We start from the raw sequence: 22,661 nt of genomic DNA on the forward strand, positions 1-22,661 counted from the left end.
CGGCATGAAACGCATGCTTCGGCTCTGTAACCCGACGTTGTCCTCGAGACGCCGGCTGGTTAACGGATGGTTCGTTGGGCGGCTTTTTCCGTATGCGCCTCTTCTCTCTGGCGGGCTTCGTTCACCTTCGGGCTGACGGATACCTCCGGAACGTCGACGCGCCACCACGATTCGTAGTCGCCCGTATTCGTTCCCGGCAGCACCTTGACCTCGATCAGCGTCGAGGTTTTCCCTTCGCGGGCTTGAAGCAGCGCTTCGCGCAGTTCCTCCGCCGTGCGGACGGTGACGGCATTCGCGCCCAAGCTGCGGGCGTGCGCCGCATAGTCGATCGGCAGGCACTCTCCGTCGAGCCGTCCGGTTGCGGAGCTGCGGTAACGGAACTCGTTGCCGAAGCCGTCGCTTCCTCGGCTGCGCTGCAGGTTGTGAATGCATTGGAAGCCGTTGTTGTCGAGCAGCACTACGGTAACCTTCACGCCTTCCTGAAGGCTGGTGACGAGCTCGGAATGGAGCATCAGGTAGCTGCCGTCGCCGACGAGGGCATAGACGTTCCGCCCGGGTTCGGCCAAGGCGGCTCCGAACGCCCCGCTTACTTCGTAGCCCATGCAGGAGAATCCGTACTCCAGGTGATACGTGCCCGGCTCGGCCGGTCGCCACAAGCGATGAAGATCGCCCGGGAGGCTTCCGGCGGCGCAGACGATTACGTCCGAAGGCAGAAGCGTCTCGTTAAGAATGCCGAGCGCTCTCGTCTGTGGAAGGCCGTCGGCCGAATCCAGGGAGTAAAGCCGATCGACCTCGCGGCTCCACTCCTCTTGGAGGACGGCGATCTCACCGTCCGCGTAGCCGCTCCGGTATCCAGAGTTCTTCAGCGCGTCCGCCAATGCCCGAAGCGACTCCAGAGCATCGCCGACGACGGCCGTGCCTGCCAGCTTGGCGGCGTCCGCCGCGTTCGCGTTCAGGTTGACGAACCGGACGTCCGCTTGGGAGAACGCCGACTTCGAGGCGGTCGTGAAGTCGGAATAACGGGTGCCGATGCCGATGACGACGTCGGCTTCCTTGGCCGCTTTGTTCGCGGCCAGAGTGCCTGTGGAGCCGACGCCCCCAAGGTTGAGCGGATGGTTCCAGGGCAGAACGCTCTTGCCGGCTTGCGTCTCCGCGACCGGAATGCCGAAGTCGGAAGCGAAAGACGCCAGCGCCTCGGCTGCCCCGCTGTAGTGCACGCCTCCTCCGGCGACGATCAGCGGCCGACGTCCGGCCGCAATGACTTCCGCGGCGCGTCTGACGGCTTCCGGGGCCGGAGGAAGCCGGTCGACGATATGCACGCGCTTGCGGAAGAACGCCTCCGGATAGTCGATTGCCTCCGTCTGCGTATCCTGCGGCAGCGCCAGCGTGACCGCGCCGGTGTCGGCCGGGTCGGTCAGCACCCGCATCGCTTGAAGCGCGGCGGTCATCAGCTGCTCGGGACGGACGATCCGGTCCCAGTAGCGGCTGACCGGTCGGAAGGCATCCGTCGCGGCGACCGTATAATCGCCGGGCACTTCAAGCTGCTGAAGCACCGGGTCCGGCTGGCGGCAAGCGAAGTTGTCGCCCGGCAGCAGAAGCAGCGGGATGCGGTTGACGGTCGCGGTCGCGGCGGCCGTCACCATGTTGAGCGCGCCCGGTCCGATGGACGACGTGCAGGCCCAGATCTGGCGGCGGCGCTTCTGCTTCGCGTAAGCGGTCGCGGCATGGGCCATGCCTTGCTCGTTCTTGCCTTGGATGAAGGCGAGATCGCCGGGGCTGCGCTCCAGCGCTTCGCCGATGCCGGTCACGTTGCCGTGGCCGAAGATGCCCATGACGCCCTTCACGAACTTGGTCTCCGTTCCGTCGACGGAGATGTATTGGTTATCCAGGAACTTAAGCAGCGCTTGCGCCATCGTTAAACGAATCGTGGCCATCGTTCCCCTTCCTTTCCGGTTGAAAATGAATTAAGCGCTTAACTTCATACGAAAATGCCCGATTGGGCTATCTGCGGTCTTCGGTGCAAGTAAATAGGGTTGCTGTTACGTATCGGATAAGATAGCAGTTAAGCAATGAAAAACGATTTTAGGCTGCATAGTAACGTGAGGAACTGCATATCCGTTTAGGATTTCAGAGTCGTGATTACTCATCCGGACCCACCATGCGAACGTTTACGAGCCGACTTGAGTCCTAGTTACTCATCTGAGCTTCTTGTAGCGCCCGAAGTCTCTCCACTTGAGTCGTGATTACTCATCCGGACCCGGCATGCGAACTTCCGGCGGAGTTGAACGGGTCAGGTACCGATGCTCTCGACCTCGACGAACAGGATCGGTTTCATGCTTTTCAACTCTGCGTACACGCCTTCGGTCGACTGACGGTCGGTCGCGGATAGAACGAGGCGAACCTCCCTGCGGCCGTCCTCGGAGTCGCGGATCTTGGTATGCTTGACGTGGTGAGTCAGCCGGATTCGGTCGATGACCGAGCCCAGCTCCGCCGGTTCGGCTACGGTTAGGCAGACCGAGATCTCCTTCTCCCGCAGGCGGGAGGGGCCGATCAAGCGAATCGCGGACGGAACGAGGTTGACGGCGACGATGATAAGCGCGGCCGATACGAACGCTTCCTTGAAAAAGCCGGCTCCGGCCGCGACGCCTAGCGCCGCGGAGGACCATACCATCGCGGCGGTCGTCAGGCCCGAGATGCCGTCGTTGCTGCGGCGAAGGATAGCGCCGGCGCCGATGAAGCCGATGCCGCTGACGATTTGGGCGGCCAGGCGCATCGGGTCCATATTGGTCATCCCGGGCTGCGCGAACCGGGCGACCGCTTCGATGGAGACGAGCGTGATGAGACAGCTCGCGACTGCGATCACCATGCTCGTCTTGATCCCCAGCGGCTTGTGCCGCAGCTGGCGGTCGATTCCGATCAGCAATCCGAGCGCCATGGCGGCTCCAAGCTTGAGGGCGAACATCATCCGTTCCGCATGCCTCCTTGCCCGACAGCTTCTCCCGAGAAGAAACGCTTCAAGAGATGAACCTCGATACCCGCGAGAATAACGATGCCGATGCCATGGTTGTCGTTAACCACTGTACGCAGCTCATGCATGTAGTAGTCCGGCGAGAACGAATAGCGCGATCCGCTGCAGACGCCGTGAACGTTGCCATGACGGTCGATCGCCGAAGAAGCGAGGCCTCGCCATGCCCGGATTGCCGCGTCCGCGAAGCGTTTTTGCTCCTCGGGCAGATACCAGCCGTAACGGACGCCGCGGGCGAAGGCGTAAGCGAACATGGCCGTGCAGGAGGCTTCCTCGTAGGCATCGGGCTCATTCAGCACCTGTCTCCATAGTCCGGAATCGCCCTGCAGCGTGAGGACTCCTTCGGACAGGCTTCGGAAGAAGTCGAGCAGAGCTTTGCGATCGGAATGCTCCTTCGGAAGCTTTTCGAGCAGCTCCGTCAGCGAGAACAGCACCCAGCCGTTGCCGCGTCCCCAAGGAACGCGGGTCGCTCTTCCGTACTTAAAATCGTAGACGTGGGACATGACTCGCCAATCTTCCATGAACAAGTACCGACGGTAATGCAGGAACTGCCGGGCCGACTCGTCGATCGCTTCCGGAGAACCGGTTAATAGAGAGTAGCGCGCCAAGAACGGTCCGCTCATGTACAGATCGTCGGCCCACATCGTATCGTCGAAGTATTCGCCGGGGCTGCGGCGGTAGAAGGCCCCGTCCTCGCGACGCTCCAGCTTTCGCAGCATAAATTCGGCTATGACGTCGGCGATGCGGCGGGCGGAGCGGTCCGCTGACGAAGCGTATTCGACCGATGACGCGTCCGCATGCGCACCCTTGCCTGCTCCCGTACCCGCGCCGGCATTCCCTTCGGGAGCGGAGAGGGATTCCAGCATGGCCGAGCCGAACGAGCCGCAATTGTCCAGCATCTTCATGAGTACGAGCTGCTGGTTGATGGAAGGGAAGCCATAAGCGTCTCGATCCCATAGGGAGTAATCGTACATTCCGGTGCAGCTTCGGATATGGCTCCGAGCGTACTCGGCCCACTCGGGGCGATTCAGCGCGCTCGCCGCTCGGAGCAGGCCGTACATCGTGACGCCGAGAGGATAGTCCCAACGGCCGTAATTGGTGGCCGCACCTGTCGTCCACTTGTTGCTGAGCATGGCGTTCTCGTAGTAGGGACGAACCCGGGAGCCGGGGGCATCCGTTCTCCAGTACGTTTTGCCGGAAGGCCCGGGAGAGCCTTCCGCTGGGAAAAGCGTCGACAGCGAGCAGACGGAGGAGGGATCGAGGGTCGCGTCCGGGGCGATTGGTCCGGCATAGAGCCACTCTCCGTCGTAGCCGTGCACCGTCGCCGGGCAGTGGAATAGGAGCGGCGCCTCTCCCGCGATCGCCTTCAATTCGAAGCCCCAGCCGTCCGCTCCGGCGGACGAGCGAACAAGAACGTCGACCTGTCCCTTTATGGGCAATGGCGCCGTCCGGAAGCTGCCGGACTCGTTCAAACGGACGACAGGCCGGCCGTCGATCCATACCGTCGCCGCTCCGCGCGAGCTACCTTGGAGAACGACGCTTGCCTCCCCGAGCGGCTCCAGCTTCGTCCACCCGAAAGCGTCCGCCGGTTGGGAAGGCCGGCCGAAAATCCGCTCGAGGTTCGGCAGCTTCGTTTCCTCGCCCGTCCACCGGATCCGCGGCAGCCACTCGAGTCCGCTGTCCGCTTCCGGCCGCGAGCCGTCGGGGAACCGTCCGTTCGATCCGAAGCATGCAGTCGGTACGGGGGGCGAGACGGCCCATCCCGCGCTGCCGGTCCTATCGGCGAACGGGGAGAGCACGTGCAGGATGCGAACCTTCGCCTCGTCGGCGCCGAAGCGGCAGCCGAAGCCCGCCGGGGTTTTTCTCGCTTCGAGGAGCACCTCGTTCCAGCCTTTGCGGAAGAGAAGGGGGACGACGACCCGGGCGTCGGGCTTCATCTCGTCCACGACACCGGAGCGATATAGCAGCTCTTGGTTCAGATAGAGGGAGGTCGGGCCCAGCGGCTCGATCACACTGTCGATCGACCGCTCTCCATCGCTCCACACAAGGGCGAACGCGTAGGCGTAATGGCCCAGCTCCGCTTGCGGAAGCCGTTCGGCCAGATCGAGGTCGTACAGCCCTTCCTCGTTCTGGAGGACGCCCTCCGTGCAGAAGCTGCGGACGGCGAACGGAACCGGCGGATTGGCGCCGATATACCGGTTCGCCACCAGCTCCAGAATTCGCCGGTCGTCCTCGCCGAACGCGGCGGCGGCGCTTTCGCGGGGATCGAAGCAGCCGGAAGGCGCCGGCCTCTTCGGGCGGGAGGCCGGAACGGCGTTGCTCCCAGCGCCGACCTCAACTTCGCTCACAACTTCGCGCGCAACTCCGCGCGCAACTCCGGCCCCAGCCGCGCTAGCAGCTCCGCCTGCAGCGCCGGACGTCAATTCGAGGTTAGTCATTCTTCTTCGCCTCCTCGCGTGCCGACGGGGACATCCGGATCCGGAACGTGCGGTCGAACGGGGTGAGCAGATTGACGACGAGCGCCTGGCAGCCGGAAGGGAGCTCGGCGTTGCGCAGAGCGCTCGCCCGGTGTTCGAAGGCTCCGCCCGACAGCTCGAACCAGTCGCTGCCGGAAGCGTAGCGGACCTCGCCGCCCTTCCAGAACCGGGTGCCGCGGACGAATCCGGCGTCCGCGTCGCCGCCGCCGGCAAATTCGCCCGCGGCTCCGTTCAACGGCTCAAGTTCGCCGCCGGCGAACGAGCCGTCGAGACCGAAGAGGAACGATACCTGAGTCACGACGGGCTCCGGAGTCGGGCATCGAAGGCTCACGGTCCAGCCGTCCGCCTCGCGGATCAGCTCCGCTTCCACGCGGTGCTCCTGGAGATGGGTCGTCTCCCTGAGATGGTGCGGAAGCAGATACCAAGGGCTGACCTCGCCCGAAGCGGAGGCGGGAAGGCTGCCGGACGGAACGGGGCCGTAGTATCCCTTCGTCTCGATGCCCGACAGCCTATAGCCGTCTCCGGACGCTTCCATACGGTTCATCCGGACGAAGCCGGGCTCGAAGCTGGAGCCGACCGTCAGGCCGAGCAAGCGAGCCGCCCCGTGGCGAAGCGCGAAGAAGGAATTCGTCTCGGCCATGACCGTAAGGCTCGTGCTTCCGCTGCGTTCGCGGGCGACCGGAGCTCCGAAGTCGGGATGAAGGCGGCTATGGTAGATGCGGCCGCCGTGCCCGGCGTCCTTCATAGCTTCCAGATACGCCTCGCGAGGGAAGTCTCGGTTGAGAACGACGCGGTATTCCGTCGGCAGGGAGCCGGGCTTGATCGTCTCCTCCCGCCATTCCGGATGGAGCAGGAAGCCGAGCAGGGCGTTGTTGTTGGCCGAGCCCGGGTGATCGATCGCCTCTCCCGCCAGCTTGGCGAGCGCGGCGAAGAACGGATCGCGGTCGCGATGGGCGAGCATCGCCGCCGCGGGGAGGTAGCCCGACAGATCATGGCGATGGCCGAAGTCCTGGCGTCCGGAATAATCGGTGACGACTTCCCCGTCGGGATGAACGAGGTAGGCCATCATCCGCAGGTTGCGCCGAACCGGCTCGACCAGTTCCGGCTTGCCCAGCAGGTCGGCGGCGTGAAGAAGCATGATGTCGCTGACGCCGTTGTAAATTCCGTTGCTGCGTTCGGTCCATTCGCCGTCCGCGGTGATGTCCATTCCTTCCGCGAGCCATTCCTCGGCGCGGGCGAGGAACTCGGCGCGCCCGGTCAACCGGTACAGATATCCGAGAGCCGCGGACATCACCCAGCGATGGTTCGGCGTATGGCAGCCTCCGGTCAACAGCGCGGGCGCGGTCCTCTCCAGGAAGAGGCGGAGGTTGGCTATCGTCCCGTTCAGCGGCGGCCATTGCTGGCGTTCCAGCAGCTCGAGCGCCTGGGCCATCCCGACGGCGACGAACGCGGTGTCCGGAGGCGAATGGAGATTCGTCCACCCGGGGGAGATCGTCCCGTCCGCATGCTGCTGCCGCAGCATGAACGAGGCGGCCAGCTCCAGCCTGCCGGCTAGCTCCGCATCGCGATAGCGCGCGGATTCCGGCGCGGACAGGGCGCACGCCCAGATCGCCAGATACATCCCGGTTCCCGTGTGGGTCGGCCATGCGATGCCGTTGTCCAAGTCGGAGACGCCGCCGTAGAAGCGGCTGCTCCCATCCATATCTTGCCTAGCGAGCGCGAATTCCGTCCATCGATCGCCCGCGGCTATAAGCTTCTCGTACATTCTTCTCATCCTCTCTGACTTGCCGTTGGTGCTATTCTCCGAAGGAGCCGCGGATGAAGGCCATCTCCCGTTCGATGCGAAGCGGGATCTCCTTGAGCAGCGACGTCCAGGGCACGAACAGATCCTCTTGTCCACCTAGCTCGTAAGGGAGAAACGAATAGGAGGGAGCGAAGCGGAATCGGGAGCGGATATGCTCCCGGACGAGCCGCTGCGCGCCTTCGTCCGCCATGAGCAGGCGGACGGAATCGCTGCCAAGCCAATCGGGAGCGGTAAGGCCATCCCGTCCGGCTTCCTTGTCCGTGCACTCGTCGGCGTTCGGAAGCAGCCGGAACAGGAGAGGCAGCGGAGCGAAAGCGTGCTTGCCGGGCTGGGAGTAGAGAATGACCTTGTTGCCGCTCAGATTGGAACGGTCCGGCAGCAGCGCCTTCAAGTAGCGGCCGTGAAAGCTCGCTTCCGCATCCGCGACGGTGCCGTCCTTGCGAAGGTATAACCATACGTGCTCCAGCTCGTAAAGATGCTGGATGTCATAGTCCCAATAGATCGCGTATTCCAAAGCGCGGTCGATATCGCGGCCGGAGAAGCTCATCGTTCTCCGGAACGAAGGAGACGACTCGCCGTCGCGCAGTTCGGAGACGCCAACGCGAACCGGATAGAACGGCTCCCGCTCATCGAACATCAGCACGGGGGCGTAAGTGATCCACTCGTCCTTCATCGGCTACGTCCCGAGTCCTGCAAGCTTCCCTAGCAGCAGGTCGTGGCTCGTTTCGATCTCCTCCGGCTTGCAGGCGGCCTTGAGCTCGTACACTTTGACCGGGGCGGCGGCGATGATCGGGAGGAAGCGGTCGAAGTACTCCATGTCGCCGCTATGCACGTAAGGGCACCAATGGTCCGACAGGCCGACCGTCTCGTGAATATGAATGCCGACGACCCGGTCCTTGATGAGCTCCATGTCGGCGGCGTTGTCGTACAGCCCCATTCGTTCCATCATCATTCCGTGGCCGAAGTCGTACCAGAGGCCGACGGGGGCGTCCGGCAGGCGATCGAACACCGAACGTGCTTCGCGAAGCGTCGGCATCTGATAGCAGCGGGAACGGGTCTCGATGCCGAGCGAGACGTTCCAGCCCTTGGAGGCGATGCGGTTGCAAGCCTCCTCGAGACTGTCGCCGATCCGGCGAAGGTATTCGGCGCTAAGCGACTCTCGCCGCTCTAGCATCTCGTTCCACCGGCTTCGATAGACGGCGGAATCGGCTCCGTGCTCATGATAGAGCCCTTTAAGCTCCTGGTCGACGTTGTGCACGAACGGCACCTCTCCCGGATGAACGACGACGGCCCGCGCGCCGTAGCGATGCGCGTATTCGGCCGAGCGAACGAGAAGCTCGATCGCCTTGTTGCGCCGTTCCGCGTCCTCGAAGCCTAGCAGAACCGAGTCGGTTCCGTAATCGGGGTCGGGCACGTGAGGGAACGTATTGTGAACGCTCGAGACTCCGATCTCACCGCGCTCGATCAAAGGCTCGATCGTTTCGAGCAGCTCATCGGTCACGTTGTAGTTAAGCTCGACGAAGCGGAAGCCGAGCTCGCGTATCTCTTCGATCATGCCGCTTCCGACCGGATGGCGCTTTATATTCCAGCAGGTCGAGAACGAATACTCTCCTTTGTCCTTGCCCATGACGGTTCTCCTTTTTCCATGAAAATCTAGTTAACCCTTCACCGCGCCGAGCATGACGCCGTTGACGAAGTAGCGCTGCAGCCACGGGTACACGAGCAGAATCGGCACCGTGGCGAAGATGACGCTGGCGGCCTTCAGGCTCTCCGGCTGAAGCAGCTGCGTTCCGTTGGCGCCTTCGAGCTGCATCAGGTCGCTGACCATGTTGTTCTGCACGAGCTGGTAAAGCTTGAGCTGGAGCGGGTACAGCTCCGGGCTGGTAATGTACATGAGCGTGTCCTGGAAGCCGTTCCAGCGTCCGACCGCGTAGAAAAGGCTGAGCGTCGCGATGACCGGCATGGACAAAGGAACGATCAAGCTGAGCAGCGAACGGAAGTGCGAGCTGCCGTCGATCTCCGCCGATTCCTCCAGGCTGTCCGGGATGTTCTGGATAAACGTGATCAGGATGATCAGATAGAACGGGCTGATCAGGCCGGGCAGCACGAGCGCCCAGATGCTGTCGAGAATGTGCAGGTTGCGAACGAGAATGTATTCGGGGATGATGCCGCCGCTGAAGAACATCGTGATGATGATGAAGAACATGACGGTCTTGCGGCCCTTCAGCTTCATCTTTGATAGAGGATAAGCCGCGGCGAGCGACATCGCCATGCAGAACACCGTGAACAGGACGGTGAGCAGGATGGTGAAGCCGAGCGACTTGATCATCGACATGTCGGTGATGACCTGCTTGTAGGAATTCCAATTCATCTCGACGGGCAGCAGGCTGACTTCGCCTGAGTTGATGGCGCGGGCCGAGCTGAGCGAGATGGAGACGAGGTGAACGAACGGAGCGAGACAAAGCAATACCAATAGAAACAGGACGATAATATTGACCGTATCGAACAGACGGCCTCCTTGACGAGCTTTCATGCCTTCATGCTCCTTTCCGATATGCGAGAGCCGCATGGATGCCGCATTCGACTACAGAATGCTCTGATCCGCCAGCTTCTTGGAGACGTAGTTGGATCCCAGGACGAACACGAGGCCGACAACGGCTTGGAACAAGCCGACGACGGTTGCCAGCGTATATTGGCCGGACTCCAGGCCGACCCGGTAAACGAACGTGCTCAAGACGTCGGAATATTCGCGTACGGTGGTATTGCCGATCACGTACGGCCGGTCGAAGCCGATCGAGATCATATGGCCGATATTGATAATGAGAAGGGTCACGATGGTAGGCTTGAGGCTCGGAAGCGTAATGCTCCAGATTCGGCGCATGCGGCCGGCGCCGTCCACCTCGGCGGCTTCGAACAGCTCGCGGTTGAGGCCGGTCAACGCGGCCAGGTAGATGATCGTGCCCCAGCCCGCGCTCTGCCACACGCCGATGGCGAGATACGTAACGAGCCAGTAGTTCTTGTCGGTCAGGAACGGCACGGCGTCGAAGCCGAGCGACGTAATGACGTTGTTCAGCATCCCGGACTGGGTGCCGAATACCTGGTAGGCGATGCCGCCGATAATAACCCAGGAGATGAAGTGCGGAATGTACAGGATCGTTTGCGAGAGCTTCCGGAACCAGGCGGTTCTCAGTTCATATAGCATGATGGCGATAAAAAGCGGAGCCGGGAACGAGACGATAAGGTCGAGCAGGTTGAGCATGAGCGTGTTGCGCAGCGTCTTGTAGAAGTCGCGCATCGCGAACACTTCGCGGAACGCGTCGAAGCCGATCCATTCGCTGCCGTTGATGCCTTGGAAGAAGTTGAAGTCCTTGAACGCGATAATGACGCCGTACATCGGACCGTATTTGAAGATGGCGAAATAAAGCACGGGCAGGACGAGAAGAGCGTACAGCTGCCAATATCGGCGGATATATCGGGTCGCATTCAAAGCGGTGAAGCCTCCTTCTGCTGGGGAGTGCGCCTAAGGAGGAGCCCGCAAGGCTCCTCCCGGACGCGCGGCCGTCAAGCCGGATTATTTTTGCATATCGGCATACAGTTTCTTGCGCTCGTCGAGAATCGCTTGACCGCCGCTGGCCATGTAGTCCTTCAGCATCGACTCGTAAGTGGTCTCGAATTGATCCGGCTTCGCCATCGTCGTCTTGACGAGAAGCTCTTCGAACTTGTCGAGCAGCGTCGTTCCGTACTTGGCCTGGGATTCGACCGGAACGTCGAAGCGGATCGGCGCGATCGTGTCGGTGCGGGAGATCGTCATCGCCTTGCGGGTCTCTTCCTGGTTCGCCTCAGGCATGCCCTTGACGTAAGCTTCGACGTTCTTGTCGGCGTCGCCGAGCGACTTGCCGTTGGAGATGATCGCCATGTCGCCTTGGTTGTAGAGACGGTTGCTGAATTCGGCCGGCTGATCGGCGATCGTGACCGGAACGCCGTCCACGAGGTTGTAGTTCTCGCCTTCGACGCCGTTCTGCATCCGGAACAGGTTGTCGCCGGACGCCATCCAGTCGAGGTACTTGACCGCTTCGGCCGCGTGCTTGCTCGCTTTCGGAATCATGATGTACATGCCGACCGGCGCATACTCCGGCTTGGCATGCTTGCCTTCCGAGTTCGTGTAGACGTCGACGGAAGAGAGAACGGCCGTCGGAATGTTCGCCTTCAGCGTGTCGACCGTGCCGTCCTTGTAGAACGGGTTCATGTCGTCTTCGCTGTAGAAGCCGACGAGGCCGTTGGAGACGTCCTGGCCAAGCTTCGTCTTGTCTTCGTCGAGACCGAAGTCGGCGCTCATGAGCCCTTCGTTGTACAGCTTGTTCATGAATTGCAGCGCATCCTTAAAGCCCGGAAGCAGAACCGGGTAATCGCGGGAGCCAAGCTGCTGCGTGAGCGTGTACTTTTGCTCTTCCGTAGTCGGCTGGATGAACGACCAGATCAGCGGCTCGTATTGGGCCGGGGCGATCGACATGCCGAGCGGGATCGCCTTGCCGCCGGTCCCGCCCGGATCCTTTTCCTTAAATGCTTTGAGCACGTCGTACAGCTCGTCGGTCGTCTTCGGTACCTGAAGGCCGAGCTTGTCAAGCCAATCGGTTCGAATGAAGGAGGAGTACTTGCCCAAGTGGGTTCTCTTGGCCGGGATTCCGTATTGCGTCCCTTCGACGACGCCGTAAGCGAGCGTATCTTCGCCGAGGAACGACTTCAGGTTGGAGCCGTATTGGTCAAGCAACTCACTAAGGTCGGTCAGGCCGCCTTGCTGCGCGTAACGGAAGAAGGTTCCGGAATCGTAGGTGAACACGATGTCGGGAACATCGCTGCCGCTCGCCATCAGAACGTTCAGCTTGTTGACTTCCTCGGAGCGCGGAACCGGCACGAATTCGAGCTTGATATTGTTCGGCGTGCCGAAGTTATCCTGAACGAACTTGGTTAGGTAGTTATTGGTGATGGACATGCCGTCCGGCGCGTTGCCCCGGTCGAACACTTCGACCTTCAGCGTCACCGACTTGCCGGATGGAGCGGAGGAGGAGCCCGACGTCGCGCTTGCGGTATCGCCGCCGTTGTTATTGTTGTTGCCGCCGCATGCGGACAGCAGGGCCGTGCTTGCGAGAGTAAGCGCCAGCAGGCCGGCCGTCTTTTTGTGCATGCCGTGTTGGTTCAACTTCTTAACCATGCGTTCATCCCCTTTTTCGTTATGAATTCAACTCTCGATCCGACTTTCGTGAATGCGGTTTCACTCGATCCGAATCGGAATGTCCCCAGTATGTCATCGCCGTAACCGAGCGGCAATAAACCAGTTTCCAATGGACAAACCGAAGCGGATAAAGCCCGCCGTTATGCGATTTTTGCCGAATGGACAGCACTGAATTCCTACAATAAACCGGATTCGCAAGCCCGATAAATCGGGGCGAGATCCGGTCTTGGAATTAGATAGGGTTGGAGGGGATCATCTTCAGCTTCCGATAGTCGCCCGGCGTGACGCCGACCGTGCGCTTGAACACCCTTCCGAATGTAATCGAGTTGGCATATCCGACTTGCATGGCGATCGACTGGATCGTTTCGTCGCTCTCCGCGAGCAAATGCTCGGCATGCTGCATGCGGAGAGCGACGAGGAAGTCGACGAACTTCATGTCGTATTCCTGCTTGAACAGGTAGCTGGCGTACTTGCCCGTAATCTGAAAGCGATCGCTGAGGTGCTTAAGCGATAGATCCGGATCGGCGAAGTTCTCTTGGATATAGCTGCGAATTTCCGCGATCATGGCGCGGTAGCTCTTCGTCTCGCTGACGCTGACATAGGTTCTGTAGATCTCGTTCAAATACTCAAGCGACAGGGATTCCATCTGGGTCAGCGACGTGGCGGAATGGAGCCTGTCCGCCCACTTCGTCGCCAATTCGCCCTCGAAGCAATCCCGGAGGCTGTCGGACAGCCCCTTGAGCTCGCGGCCGAGCGTCTGAAGCAGCAGTCTCATCAACGAATGAACGTCCTCGTCCTTCGGGGCGTCGGCCTCCATCTCCCGGAAGATCTGGTCGAGACGGTCGCGCCAGCTCTCGTTCGTAAGGCGGAAGTCCTGGACGCAATCGGCGCACAGCTGCATGTACTTGAACATCTCGGGCTGCTGTTCGCTCGGTACGTCGTCTATATCCGTCATGAAGCCGTGGCCGATCGAGATTCTCCGGTTCAGGGCGGCGAGCGCATCCCTATAAGAGGAGGGAACGCCGTACCAGCGCCCCGCGACGCTTCCGATAGCGAAGGATAAGGATAGGCGCAGATGACTCTCGATCCATTCCCCCGCGACGGTTACTCCCGCTCTCGCCCGAGACTTCAAATCCGGACGGTCCGGAGTCGAGGCGAGCACATAGACCATCCGGTCCGGAGCCAGCCATTCCCCCCAGCCTTCCAGTCCGTTGTCGCGAAGCACCTCCTGCATCACGTTGCCGAGCGCGAACTTCAGCATGTTTTGCTCGCTTGGCGTGTTGTTCGCGCAGAATTCTTCGTGCCGGTTCAGCCGAACGGCGACGACGACGAATTCGCCTTCGTCGGGCAGGAGCCGAAGCTTCCGGATGCGCTCGTTCCCTTGCTTGGATAACCCTCCGTTTACGAGGTCGAACAGCAGCTGCCGGCGTTCGATGATCAAATTCTCCCGCTGCTGCTGCTCGTAATCGACCGATTGATGAATAAGGTCTTCCAGCGCGCGGTCGATGCGCGACAGGTCGTCCATCTTGACGGGCGAGCGGTCGCTCTGGAACTGAAGCGTCTGGATCCGGCTCATCATCAGTTGGATCGGCTTGTAGTTGCGCTTGGAGATCCAGACGACATAAAGCAAGGCGGCGACGAGCGTCAGCACCGCGATTCCTATCCAGACATAAGAGACGACCGATACCCAGCCGAACAGCTGCGAATGCTGGATGCCGCTCTTGAACGTCCAGCCGAGCGATTCCGAGCTTGCCGTCGTGAGGACCTTGCCCGAATCGGCCCGTGCTTCCCCGTTATTGGGAGGATAAACCTGTTGGCCGGCGGAATCGGCGATTCTCAGGAACGATAAGTCGTGGTTCGTCATGCCGCCGATCATCGTCTCCAGGCCGTAGAGGTTCACGTTCACGACGAGCAGCCCTTCGCTGCCGAACGGGAGCGGAGCGCTCTTGTACAAAGTGATGACCTTGACCGCCGGCTCGTTGGCGGATTCCTTGTATGTCCGAACGGGAGACCAGCCGCGGAAGCTCCGGTTGTCCCAAGCTTGTTCCAGGAAGGGGCGATCGGAGAACAGGTCAAGGGAGATTTGCCCATTCTCGGTAAGAACGGCTCCGTCCGAGGCTCGGTACAAATAAGCGGAGTCGATCAGTTCGTTGTTCTTGACGAGGGAAGCCAGGCTGCGAACGACGCCGTACTTGACGTCGCGTTCTTCCGAGCGGTTCAGGTAGGAGTAGTACGCGGCATTCTTGACCGCCTCGTTCGAGAGCGCCGTCTCGATATCCTGGGCAGCTTGCTCGAGGCTGTCGATCACGTATTCCGTCGCGATCCCGTCCGCCTTCTCGGTTCCCGTACGGGAAATCTCGTTGACGACGAGAAAGGAAGAGGAGACTATAATGAAGAAAGTGAGGAGAACGATCGGGAAATAGGACACCATTAACCGAAAATACCAATTGCGAAGCATTTCATTCCTCCCTGGGTTCGACCTATCCGCCCGCGCCTGGAAAGTCTTCAATAGACTTCTGTGCGCCATGTCATTGGAAGCGCTATCAACTTAGATTAAGCGGTTTACTTCTTCGATTGTATCATAGATAGAGAGAAGGGAGCGACTGGTTTCCGGCGTCCTTCGCCGCGGCATGGAAGACTGATAAGGATAGAGTGCGAACCCAGGGAGACAATGATATAATGGACACGCAAGAAGAACGGAAGGGGAGAATCTTTTGGGTCGTTTTATCATCTGCGATCACCCGTTGATCCAGCACAAAGTGACTTTTCTGCGCGACAAAAATACCGACACCAAGCAATTCCGCGAATTGGTGGATGAGCTGTCGACATTAATGGCTTACGAGGTAACCCGGGATATCCCGCTTGAGACGGTAACGGTGGAGACGCCGGTCTCCCAAGCGGAAGGAAAGGTCGTGGCGGGCCGTATGCTCGGTCTGATCCCGATCCTGCGCGCGGGGCTCGGAATGGTGGAGGGCATGCTGAAGCTTATTCCGTCCGCCAAGGTCGGCCATATCGGCCTTTACCGCGATCCGGAGACTCTGTTGCCCGTGGAATATTACTTCAGCGTACCGTCCGACGTCACGGAGCGGGAGCTGATCGTGCTGGATCCGATGCTCGCGACGGGAGGTTCCGCCAACGCGGCGATCGAAGCCCTGAAGAAGAGAAACTGCCGTCCGACGAAGCTCGTCTGCCTGATCGCGGCTCCGGAAGGAGTCAAGGCGGTGCAGGACGCGCATCCGGACATCGATATATACGTTGCGGCTCTCGACCAGTATCTGAACGATCACGGTTACATCGTTCCGGGTCTCGGCGATGCAGGCGACCGATTATACGGGACTAAGTAACCGGGAGACCGGGATAGTTGGGGGAGACAACCGACGTGAGTGCGATTAAAGTGATGACGATATTCGGCGTAAGGCCGGAAGCCATCAAGATGGCTCCGCTCATTCTGGAGCTGCAGAAGTATCCGGGACAGATCGAGCCGATCGTCTGCGTGACGGCCCAGCATCGCCAGATGCTGGACCAAGTGCTGGAGGTATTCAAGATCAAGCCGGACTACGATCTGGACATCATGCAGAAGCAGCAGACGCTGGGCGAGATCACCGTTCGCGTTCTGCAAGGACTGGAGCCCGTCCTGAAGGAAGCGAAGCCGGATCTCGTCCTCGTTCACGGGGACACGCTGACGACGTTCCTGGCGAGCTACGCGTCGTTCCTGCAGCAGGTCAAGGTGGGGCATGTCGAGGCGGGGCTGCGGACGTGGAACAAGCTGGACCCTTACCCGGAAGAGATGAACCGCCAGCTGACCGGCGTCCTGGCGGACCTGCACTTCGCCCCGACGGATTGGTCGGCGGGCAACCTGCGCAAGGAGAACAAGCCCGAGGAGAACCTCTACGTCACGGGCAACACGGTGACGGACGTCTTCCAATATACGGTCAGGGAGGACTTCTCCCATCCGGTGCTCGATTGGGCGAAGGGCAAGCGGCTTATCCTGATGACCGCGCACCGCAGGGAATCCCAAGGCGAGCCGCATCGCCGGATCTTCGAGGCGGTGAAGAGAATCGCCGACGAGTTCGACGACATCGCGATCGTTTATCCGGTTCATCCGAACCCGGCCGTCAAGGAACCCGCGCAGCGCATTCTCGGGGACCATCCGCGAATCAAGCTGATCGATCCCTTGGACGTCGTGGAGCTGCATAACTTCTACCCGCACGCGCACTTGATCCTGACGGATTCGGGAGGCTTGCAGGAAGAGGCTCCTTCGTTCGGAGTGCCCGTTCTCGTTCTGAGAGAGACGACGGAACGGCCGGAAGGAATCGAAGCCGGCACCTTGGAGCTGGTAGGGACGGACGGGGAGGACGTGTACAACCGAGCGAAGGCGCTGCTCACCGACGGCGAGCTTTATGCCCGCATGAGCCGCGCGGCCAACCCGTACGGTGACGGACAAGCTTCGAAGAGGATCGCCCAGGCGATTCTGCACCATTTCGGACGAGGCCCTCGGCCGGATAACTTTCGGGTTTGAATAGAGGACGACGGCGCCGTTCGACTCCCCGTCGAAGAGCCTGTCCACATCCCGACAAAGACAGCTGGGATTTGACTTTGTCCGACCGAAGAGATTAAATAAAGGGGCAAAGTCAAATTCACAAAATGTTCATAAAGCATCGCGACTATTGCGAAAACCCTTGAACATCACAGCATACAGTGAGACTGTATGGTTTATCGAAGGAAAAAATCTAGGTTTGACAAGGGTTTTCAGGTTTTTTTCAAAGGAAGCTCAATTGACAAGGAACTAGCCCTCCGATAAAATGTATGAGGATTGACAGGGGTACAAAAGATGAAAGATAAGGGCAAGGGAGACAATCCGTGGAGAGCGCTAGGATTAATGGGCGCCTTAGGATTCCAAGTCGCAATGTGCGCTTTGGTGGGTTACTGGGTCGGAGGTTGGATCGGAGGAACTCGCGGCTGGCAAGCCGGAGGGATTCTGATAGGCTTCGGAGTAGGGATCTGGTCGGCAATCCTGCTTGTCAAGAAGGTCTTGGAGAATCATGATGAATGAGCTGTTGCGGAAGTCTATCCGAATCGCAACCTTCTTCCTCTCGGCGTGTTTCCTAGTTTGGGCGTTCCTGCCCGATTGGAGAATCTACGCGGCGGGGGTTATTCTGGGAGTCGTTGCGAGCGTTATCAATGGGATGATGCTTCGCAGAAGGGTAGACATGATCGGAACCGTTTTCACGAACAATCCGAATGCTCCCCGCAAAGCGAGTCTAGGACTGGCGAGTCGATTGGCTACGGTTCTGCTTGTAGCCATGGTGGCTTACAAGTACCCGGAAACGTTCCATCTGCCTTCCGTACTGCTGTCTTGTTTCTTCATGCCTATCGTTACCCTGGTGCTCGCTTACGCGGGCAACCGGAAAAATGATACCTGACGGAAAGGAGGGAAACAATACAGCATGCATGAATTTCCCGTGCTAGAAGTCGCTGGATTGCATATCGATATCGCTACCTTTATCGCAATCACGGTGTCGGCAATCGTCACTTTCGTTCTAGCAAAGCTGGCTGTTCGCAAACTGTCGGTTGAGAATCCTTCCAAGCTTCAGAACTTTATGGAGTGGGTGGTTGAATTCGTTCATTCGACCATTGCGAGCACGATGCCGCTCAAGAGAGTTCGTCCGTTCCTCGCGCTCGGTATGACGCTGATCATGTTCATCTTCATCTCGAACCTGTTGGGCTTGCCTTTCGGGATCGTGACGGAACATCATCATACGGATACTTTCGTCTCGCAAGAGATGTTGGACGAACACGAAGGCGAAGTGGAGCTGGCTTGGTGGAAGTCTCCTACGGCCGACCTAAGCGTCACCGGAGGACTCGCGCTCATCGTATTCGTTCTGGTGCATTTCCTGGGACTTAAGATGAATCGCAAACACTACATCAAACACTACTTCCAGCCGTTCTGGTTCTTCTTCCCTCTCAACATCATCGAGACGATCGCGAAGCCGGTTACCTTGGCATTGCGGCTATACGCCAACATCTTTGCCGGCGAAGTGCTCATCGCGACGATCCTTATGTTGGGGGTAATCGGAACGCCGTTCATGATCGTATGGCAAGGCTTCAGTATCTTCGTCGGGGCGATCCAAGCGTTCCTGTTCACGATCTTGACGATGGTGTACATCTCGCAAGCGGCTATCCACGATGACGAAGAGCACGCTGAACACGCGCACTAAGCCTCGGTTGCCCATGATGGCTTCACAAGGCCGCTATAAAATCAAACCCATTTTCTGAGGAGGATTTACACAATGGATATGAACGTATTGGCAGCTGCAATCGCAGTAGGTTTGGGCGCTATCGGCGCTGGCGTCGGTAACGGTCTGATTGTATCGAAGACGGTTGAAGGTATCGCTCGTCAACCGGAAAGCGCAAGCAAGCTTCAAACGACGATGTTTATCGGCGTAGGTATCGTCGAAGTCGTGCCGATCATCGGCGTCGTTATCGGCTTCCTGGCGTTCTTCAGCTAAGCCTATAGCAAACGAAATCATGGCGGGGAAGGCCAAAGCCCTCCACGCCATCGTTTTTTGAACAGATGCATAAGTAACGGAAAGGAGTGCGACCATGTCCTTACATTGGGAATCGTTTGTATACGCGATCGTGGCATTCCTGATTCTTTACTGGCTGCTCAATAAGTTTGCTTTTGGGCCGTTGTTTGGAATCATGGAGAAACGCCGTTTGCTCGTTCAAGAGCAGATGGACAACGCGGAGAAGAATCGCCTCGAATCGGAGAAGTTCCTGGAAGAGCAGAAGCAATCCCTGCAGCAAGCCCGCAAGGAAGCTTACGACATTATCGAGCAAGCCAAGACTACGGGCTCCAAGCAAGCGGACGAGATCGTCAATGCCGCGCGCGAAGAATCCAGCCGTCTGAAGAACGAAGCGGTGCGCGAGATCGAGAGCGAGAAGAACAAGGCGGTTGCCGCCCTGAGATCCGAAGTGACGGGCTTGTCCGTCAAGATCGCTTCGAAGATTATCGAGAAGCAAGTGGACGAGAAGGCTCAAGGTGAACTCGTCGATAAATACCTGCAAGAGGTAGGGACGAAGCCATGAGCCGCAGCAACGTAGTCGCGAAGCGTTATGCCAAAGCGATCTTCGATGTTGCGAGAGGGCAGAATCAGATCGCCGAAGCGGAGACTCAATTGATGCTCCTCGTCAAGGAATTGCAGAACAACGCGCCTTTCAGCGCGGTTCTCGCGGCTCCTAACATTCCGGCGGAAGCGAAGATCGGCGTCGTCAGCAATGCGTTCGCCGGAACCCTTCTTCCGTCCGTACTGAATCTGGTAAGCCTGCTCATCGAGCGCGGACGCCAGAGCGAATTGCCCGCGGTATATCAAGCGTACCTTGAGGTGGCCAGCGCCGCGCTGGGACGCGCGGATGCTTACGTAACCTCCGCACAACCGCTTTCGCTTAATGAGAAAGACCAAATCGCCAAGAAGTTCGGCGCTTTGCTCGGCAAGACGATCCGCGTACACGATGCGGTCGATGCGTCTTTGCTGGGCGGCATGACGGTCCGCATCGGAGACACGTTGTACGACGGCAGTCTCTCCGGCAAGCTGAATCGTTTGGACAAAGCGCTGCAATCGTCGGCAAAATAGACAGGGGTGAACGAATTGAGTATCCGGCCTGAAGAAATCAGCACATTGATAAAGCAACAGATCGAACAATATCAATCCGATATTCAAGTCGTGGACGTCGGTACGGTCATCCAAGTTAGTGACGGTATTGCGCGCGTGCACGGGTTGGAGAACGCGATGGCGGGCGAACTGCTCGAATTCGCTGACGGTACGGTAGGCATGGCCCTTAACCTTGAAGAGAGCAATGTCGGCGTCGTTATCATGGGTCCTTTTACGGGCATCCGCGAAGGCGACCAAGTGAAGCGCACCGGCCGCGTTATGGAAGTTCCGGTCGGCGAAGAGCTGCTCGGACGCGTCGTTAACGCTCTCGGTCAACCGGTTGACGGCGAAGGTCCGATCAAGACGACGAAGACCCGTCCGGTCGAAGGTCCCGCTCCGGGCGTTATGGCTCGTAAGTCCGTTCACGAGCCGATGCAAACAGGCATCAAGGCGATCGACGCCATGATCCCGATCGGCCGCGGCCAACGGGAGCTCATCATCGGCGACCGCCAAACGGGCAAGACGACGATCGCGATTGACACGATCGTCAACCAGAAGGGCAATGGCGTTATCTGTATCTACGTCGCCATCGGCCAGAAGCAATCGACCGTTCGTAACGTCGTCGAATCCCTGCGTCGCCAAGGCGCTCTGGACTACACGATCGTCGTTACGGCGAGCGCATCCGAACCATCCCCTCTTCTCTATGTCGCTCCGTACACCGGCTGCGCGATGGGCGAAGAGTTCATGTACAACGGCAAGCATGTTCTGATCATCTATGATGACCTGTCCAAGCAAGCCGCCGCATACCGCGAAATGTCCCTGCTGCTCCGCCGTCCTCCGGGCCGCGAAGCGTTCCCGGGCGACGTCTTCTATTTACACTCCCGTCTTCTCGAGCGCGCTGCGAAGCTGAACGACGAGCTCGGCGGAGGATCCATGACCGCGCTTCCGTTCATCGAGACGCAAGCGGGCGACGTGTCGGCGTACATCCCGACGAACGTTATCTCCATCACGGACGGACAGATCTTCCTCGAATCCGAACTGTTCTATTCCGGTCAACGTCCGGCGGTTAACGTCGGTATCTCCGTATCCCGGGTAGGCGGATCGGCTCAAACGAAGGCGATGAAGAAGGTTGCGGGCACGCTCAAGACCGACCTTGCACAATATCGCGAGCTGGCTGCGTTCGCAGCGTTCGGCTCCGACCTCGATAAAGTAACGCAATCCCGTCTCGACCGCGGTATCCGCACGCTGGAAATCCTGAAGCAAGGCATCAACGTTCCGATGCCGCTGGAGCGCCAAGTCGTCTCCTTGTTCATCGTAACGAGAGGGCACCTGGACAACATCCCGGTTGCCGACGTTCTTCGCTTCGAGAAGGAATTCTTGGCATACCTGGATGCGAACCGTTCCGAGATTCTCGCTTCCATTCGCGATACCAAAGACCTGGTCTCCGACAACGAGAAGGCCCTTGTCGACGCGATCGGCGCCTTCAAGAAGAGCTTCTCCACGACGGCTTAAGCCCGCTAGGCACGAATATCCGAATAAGCTCGCGCCGGGCTCGTCCGCTTCGCGGAAGCCCGGCAATAAGGTGGTGACATGAATGGCTAAAGGAATGCGCGAGATTAAGAGCAAGATCAAGAGCACTCAGAATACGAAGCAGATCACCAAAGCGATGGAGATGGTCGCGGCGAGCAAGCTGAGACGGGCGCAGAACGCCGCTCTGGCAAGCAGGCCCTATTCCGATAAGCTGAAGGAGGTCGTCTCCAGCATCGCGACGAGCGGCTCCAGCGTGAGCCATCCGATGCTCGAGAGCCGTCCGGTCAAGCGCAGCGCTTATCTGGTGATCACTTCCGACCGCGGACAAGCGGGCGGTCTGAACTCGAACTTGCTGAAGAAGCTCGTGGAGAAGCTGAAGGAGAAGCACAAGTCGCAGGACGAATTCTCTCTGTTCGTGATCGGACGGAAGGGCTATGACTATCTGGTTCGCCGCAAGTACGAGATCCGTCAAGAGATCATCGGCGCTCCCGATTCCCCGACCTTCGCGGACATCAAGAGCATCGCTTCCGCCGCGGTGGGCGGCTTCGAGAACGGCGAATACGACGAGCTCTTCGTCGTGTACAACCGCTTCGTGAACGCGGTGACGCAGATTCCGACGATCAAGCAGATGCTTCCTCTGGATGCTTCTCAATTCGACAAGCAGGATTCCTCCCTGTCCGCGGGCTACGAATACGAGCCTGATGCGGAAGCGATCCTGGACGTCCTCTTGCCGAAGTACGCGGAGACTCTCGTGTTCAGCTCGCTGCTCGAGAACAAGGCGAGCGAGTTCGGCGCGCGTATGACCGCTATGAGCAGCGCGACGAAGAACGCGACGAAGATGATCAACGAGCTTACCCTGCACTATAACCGTGCTCGCCAAGCGGCGATTACCCAAGAAATCACGGAAATCGTCGGCGGCGCGAACGCGATCAGTTAACGGATA

The 22,661-nt window shown here is 59.4% G+C and carries 20 protein-coding genes; 10 read left to right on the top strand and 10 right to left on the bottom strand.

Translation table 11 applies throughout. From position 1 onward, the window contains the following. Nucleotides 1-59: 59 nt before the first annotated feature. The 10 genes from iolD to H7B67_RS28465 form a co-directional block, all read right to left on the bottom strand. Nucleotides 60-1,934, bottom strand: a complete 1,875-nt coding sequence (iolD, locus tag H7B67_RS28420) for a 3D-(3,5/4)-trihydroxycyclohexane-1,2-dione acylhydrolase (decyclizing) (RefSeq protein ID WP_185123281.1) — start codon at nt 1,932-1,934, stop codon at nt 60-62. Between the two features lie 356 nt (nt 1,935-2,290). Continuing rightward, nucleotides 2,291-2,965, bottom strand: coding sequence for an MgtC/SapB family protein (locus H7B67_RS28425; RefSeq protein ID WP_185123282.1), 675 nt, complete (start codon nt 2,963-2,965; stop codon nt 2,291-2,293). Continuing rightward, entirely contained in the window at nt 2,962-5,463 is a 2,502-nt protein-coding gene (locus H7B67_RS28430) for a glycoside hydrolase family 88/105 protein (protein WP_185123283.1), read from the bottom strand. The genes H7B67_RS28425 and H7B67_RS28430 overlap by 4 nt, the downstream gene beginning before the upstream one ends. Then, a complete protein-coding gene (locus H7B67_RS28435; protein WP_185123284.1) occupies nt 5,456-7,267 on the bottom strand; it encodes a hypothetical protein in 1,812 nt (603 codons plus the stop codon). Before H7B67_RS28435 ends, H7B67_RS28430 begins: the two co-directional genes overlap by 8 nt. A 31-nt stretch (nt 7,268-7,298) precedes the next feature. Then, nucleotides 7,299-7,979: a hypothetical protein gene (locus H7B67_RS28440; RefSeq protein ID WP_185123285.1), complete on the bottom strand. Its 681-nt coding sequence runs from the start codon at nt 7,977-7,979 to the stop codon at nt 7,299-7,301. Nucleotides 7,980-7,982: 3 nt separating this feature from the next. Next, a complete protein-coding gene (locus H7B67_RS28445) occupies nt 7,983-8,933 on the bottom strand; it encodes a sugar phosphate isomerase/epimerase family protein (protein ID WP_185123286.1) in 951 nt (316 codons plus the stop codon). A 30-nt stretch (nt 8,934-8,963) separates the two neighbouring features. Next, complete coding sequence (locus H7B67_RS28450) at nt 8,964-9,839, bottom strand: carbohydrate ABC transporter permease (protein ID WP_185123287.1); 876 nt, start codon at nt 9,837-9,839, stop codon at nt 8,964-8,966. 51 nt (nt 9,840-9,890) lie between these two features. After that, on the bottom strand, nt 9,891-10,793 hold the full coding sequence (locus tag H7B67_RS28455) for an ABC transporter permease (RefSeq protein ID WP_185123288.1): 903 nt from the start codon (nt 10,791-10,793) through the stop codon (nt 9,891-9,893). A gap of 84 nt (nt 10,794-10,877) precedes the next feature. After that, complete coding sequence (locus H7B67_RS28460) at nt 10,878-12,515, bottom strand: extracellular solute-binding protein (protein ID WP_245363128.1); 1,638 nt, start codon at nt 12,513-12,515, stop codon at nt 10,878-10,880. A 253-nt stretch (nt 12,516-12,768) separates the two neighbouring features. Continuing rightward, complete coding sequence (locus tag H7B67_RS28465; RefSeq protein WP_185123289.1) at nt 12,769-14,994, bottom strand: helix-turn-helix domain-containing protein; 2,226 nt, start codon at nt 14,992-14,994, stop codon at nt 12,769-12,771. Nucleotides 14,995-15,250: 256 nt separating this feature from the next. On the opposite strand from H7B67_RS28465, the gene upp reads away from it, so the two are divergent. The 10 genes from upp (at nt 15,251) to atpG (ending at nt 22,655) form a co-directional block, all read left to right on the top strand. After that, the gene (gene upp, locus H7B67_RS28470; protein WP_185123290.1) at nt 15,251-15,880 is read left to right on the top strand and encodes a uracil phosphoribosyltransferase; all 630 of its coding nucleotides are present in this window, start codon (nt 15,251-15,253) and stop codon (nt 15,878-15,880) included. A gap of 35 nt (nt 15,881-15,915) precedes the next feature. Continuing rightward, nucleotides 15,916-17,055, top strand: coding sequence for a non-hydrolyzing UDP-N-acetylglucosamine 2-epimerase (wecB, locus tag H7B67_RS28475; protein ID WP_342592352.1), 1,140 nt, complete (start codon nt 15,916-15,918; stop codon nt 17,053-17,055). A gap of 312 nt (nt 17,056-17,367) precedes the next feature. Beyond that, nucleotides 17,368-17,589: an AtpZ/AtpI family protein gene (locus tag H7B67_RS28480; protein ID WP_185123291.1), complete on the top strand. Its 222-nt coding sequence runs from the start codon at nt 17,368-17,370 to the stop codon at nt 17,587-17,589. Continuing rightward, the gene (locus tag H7B67_RS28485; RefSeq protein ID WP_185123292.1) at nt 17,579-17,959 is read left to right on the top strand and encodes an ATP synthase subunit I; all 381 of its coding nucleotides are present in this window, start codon (nt 17,579-17,581) and stop codon (nt 17,957-17,959) included. Before H7B67_RS28480 ends, H7B67_RS28485 begins: the two co-directional genes overlap by 11 nt. Nucleotides 17,960-17,983: 24 nt before the next feature. Then, complete coding sequence (gene atpB, locus H7B67_RS28490) at nt 17,984-18,754, top strand: F0F1 ATP synthase subunit A (protein WP_185123293.1); 771 nt, start codon at nt 17,984-17,986, stop codon at nt 18,752-18,754. Between the two features lie 78 nt (nt 18,755-18,832). Next, a complete protein-coding gene (gene atpE, locus H7B67_RS28495) occupies nt 18,833-19,045 on the top strand; it encodes a F0F1 ATP synthase subunit C (protein ID WP_281067796.1) in 213 nt (70 codons plus the stop codon). A 94-nt stretch (nt 19,046-19,139) separates the two neighbouring features. After that, complete coding sequence (atpF, locus tag H7B67_RS28500) at nt 19,140-19,625, top strand: F0F1 ATP synthase subunit B (protein ID WP_185123295.1); 486 nt, start codon at nt 19,140-19,142, stop codon at nt 19,623-19,625. Further along, nucleotides 19,622-20,170: a F0F1 ATP synthase subunit delta gene (locus tag H7B67_RS28505; RefSeq protein WP_185123296.1), complete on the top strand. Its 549-nt coding sequence runs from the start codon at nt 19,622-19,624 to the stop codon at nt 20,168-20,170. Before atpF ends, H7B67_RS28505 begins: the two co-directional genes overlap by 4 nt. A gap of 15 nt (nt 20,171-20,185) precedes the next feature. Then, nucleotides 20,186-21,700, top strand: a complete 1,515-nt coding sequence (atpA, locus tag H7B67_RS28510) for a F0F1 ATP synthase subunit alpha (protein ID WP_185123297.1) — start codon at nt 20,186-20,188, stop codon at nt 21,698-21,700. An 82-nt stretch (nt 21,701-21,782) separates the two neighbouring features. After that, entirely contained in the window at nt 21,783-22,655 is an 873-nt protein-coding gene (atpG, locus tag H7B67_RS28515) for an ATP synthase F1 subunit gamma (RefSeq protein ID WP_185123298.1), read from the top strand. Nucleotides 22,656-22,661 lie beyond the last annotated feature (6 nt).

It is taken from the genome of Cohnella thailandensis, assembly GCF_014212135.1.
GTDB lineage: Bacteria > Bacillota > Bacilli > Paenibacillales > Paenibacillaceae > Cohnella > Cohnella thailandensis.

Bases quoted from the DNA above. Each gene is read 5' to 3' on its own strand.
- iolD (WP_185123281.1), bottom strand. From the start codon at position 1,934: ATGGCCACGATTCGTTTAACGATGGCGCAAGCGCTGCTTAAGTTCCTG.
- H7B67_RS28425 (WP_185123282.1), bottom strand. From the start codon at position 2,965: ATGATGTTCGCCCTCAAGCTTGGAGCCGCCATGGCGCTCGGATTGCTG.
- H7B67_RS28430 (WP_185123283.1), bottom strand. From the start codon at position 5,463: ATGACTAACCTCGAATTGACGTCCGGCGCTGCAGGCGGAGCTGCTAGC.
- H7B67_RS28435 (WP_185123284.1), bottom strand. From the start codon at position 7,267: ATGTACGAGAAGCTTATAGCCGCGGGCGATCGATGGACGGAATTCGCG.
- H7B67_RS28440 (WP_185123285.1), bottom strand. From the start codon at position 7,979: ATGAAGGACGAGTGGATCACTTACGCCCCCGTGCTGATGTTCGATGAG.
- H7B67_RS28445 (WP_185123286.1), bottom strand. From the start codon at position 8,933: ATGGGCAAGGACAAAGGAGAGTATTCGTTCTCGACCTGCTGGAATATA.
- H7B67_RS28450 (WP_185123287.1), bottom strand. From the start codon at position 9,839: ATGAAAGCTCGTCAAGGAGGCCGTCTGTTCGATACGGTCAATATTATC.
- H7B67_RS28460 (WP_245363128.1), bottom strand. From the start codon at position 12,515: ATGGTTAAGAAGTTGAACCAACACGGCATGCACAAAAAGACGGCCGGC.
- H7B67_RS28465 (WP_185123289.1), bottom strand. From the start codon at position 14,994: ATGCTTCGCAATTGGTATTTTCGGTTAATGGTGTCCTATTTCCCGATC.
- H7B67_RS28480 (WP_185123291.1), top strand. From the start codon at position 17,368: ATGAAAGATAAGGGCAAGGGAGACAATCCGTGGAGAGCGCTAGGATTA.
- H7B67_RS28485 (WP_185123292.1), top strand. From the start codon at position 17,579: ATGATGAATGAGCTGTTGCGGAAGTCTATCCGAATCGCAACCTTCTTC.
- atpB (WP_185123293.1), top strand. From the start codon at position 17,984: ATGCATGAATTTCCCGTGCTAGAAGTCGCTGGATTGCATATCGATATC.
- atpE (WP_281067796.1), top strand. From the start codon at position 18,833: ATGAACGTATTGGCAGCTGCAATCGCAGTAGGTTTGGGCGCTATCGGC.
- atpF (WP_185123295.1), top strand. From the start codon at position 19,140: ATGTCCTTACATTGGGAATCGTTTGTATACGCGATCGTGGCATTCCTG.
- H7B67_RS28505 (WP_185123296.1), top strand. From the start codon at position 19,622: ATGAGCCGCAGCAACGTAGTCGCGAAGCGTTATGCCAAAGCGATCTTC.
- atpG (WP_185123298.1), top strand. From the start codon at position 21,783: ATGGCTAAAGGAATGCGCGAGATTAAGAGCAAGATCAAGAGCACTCAG.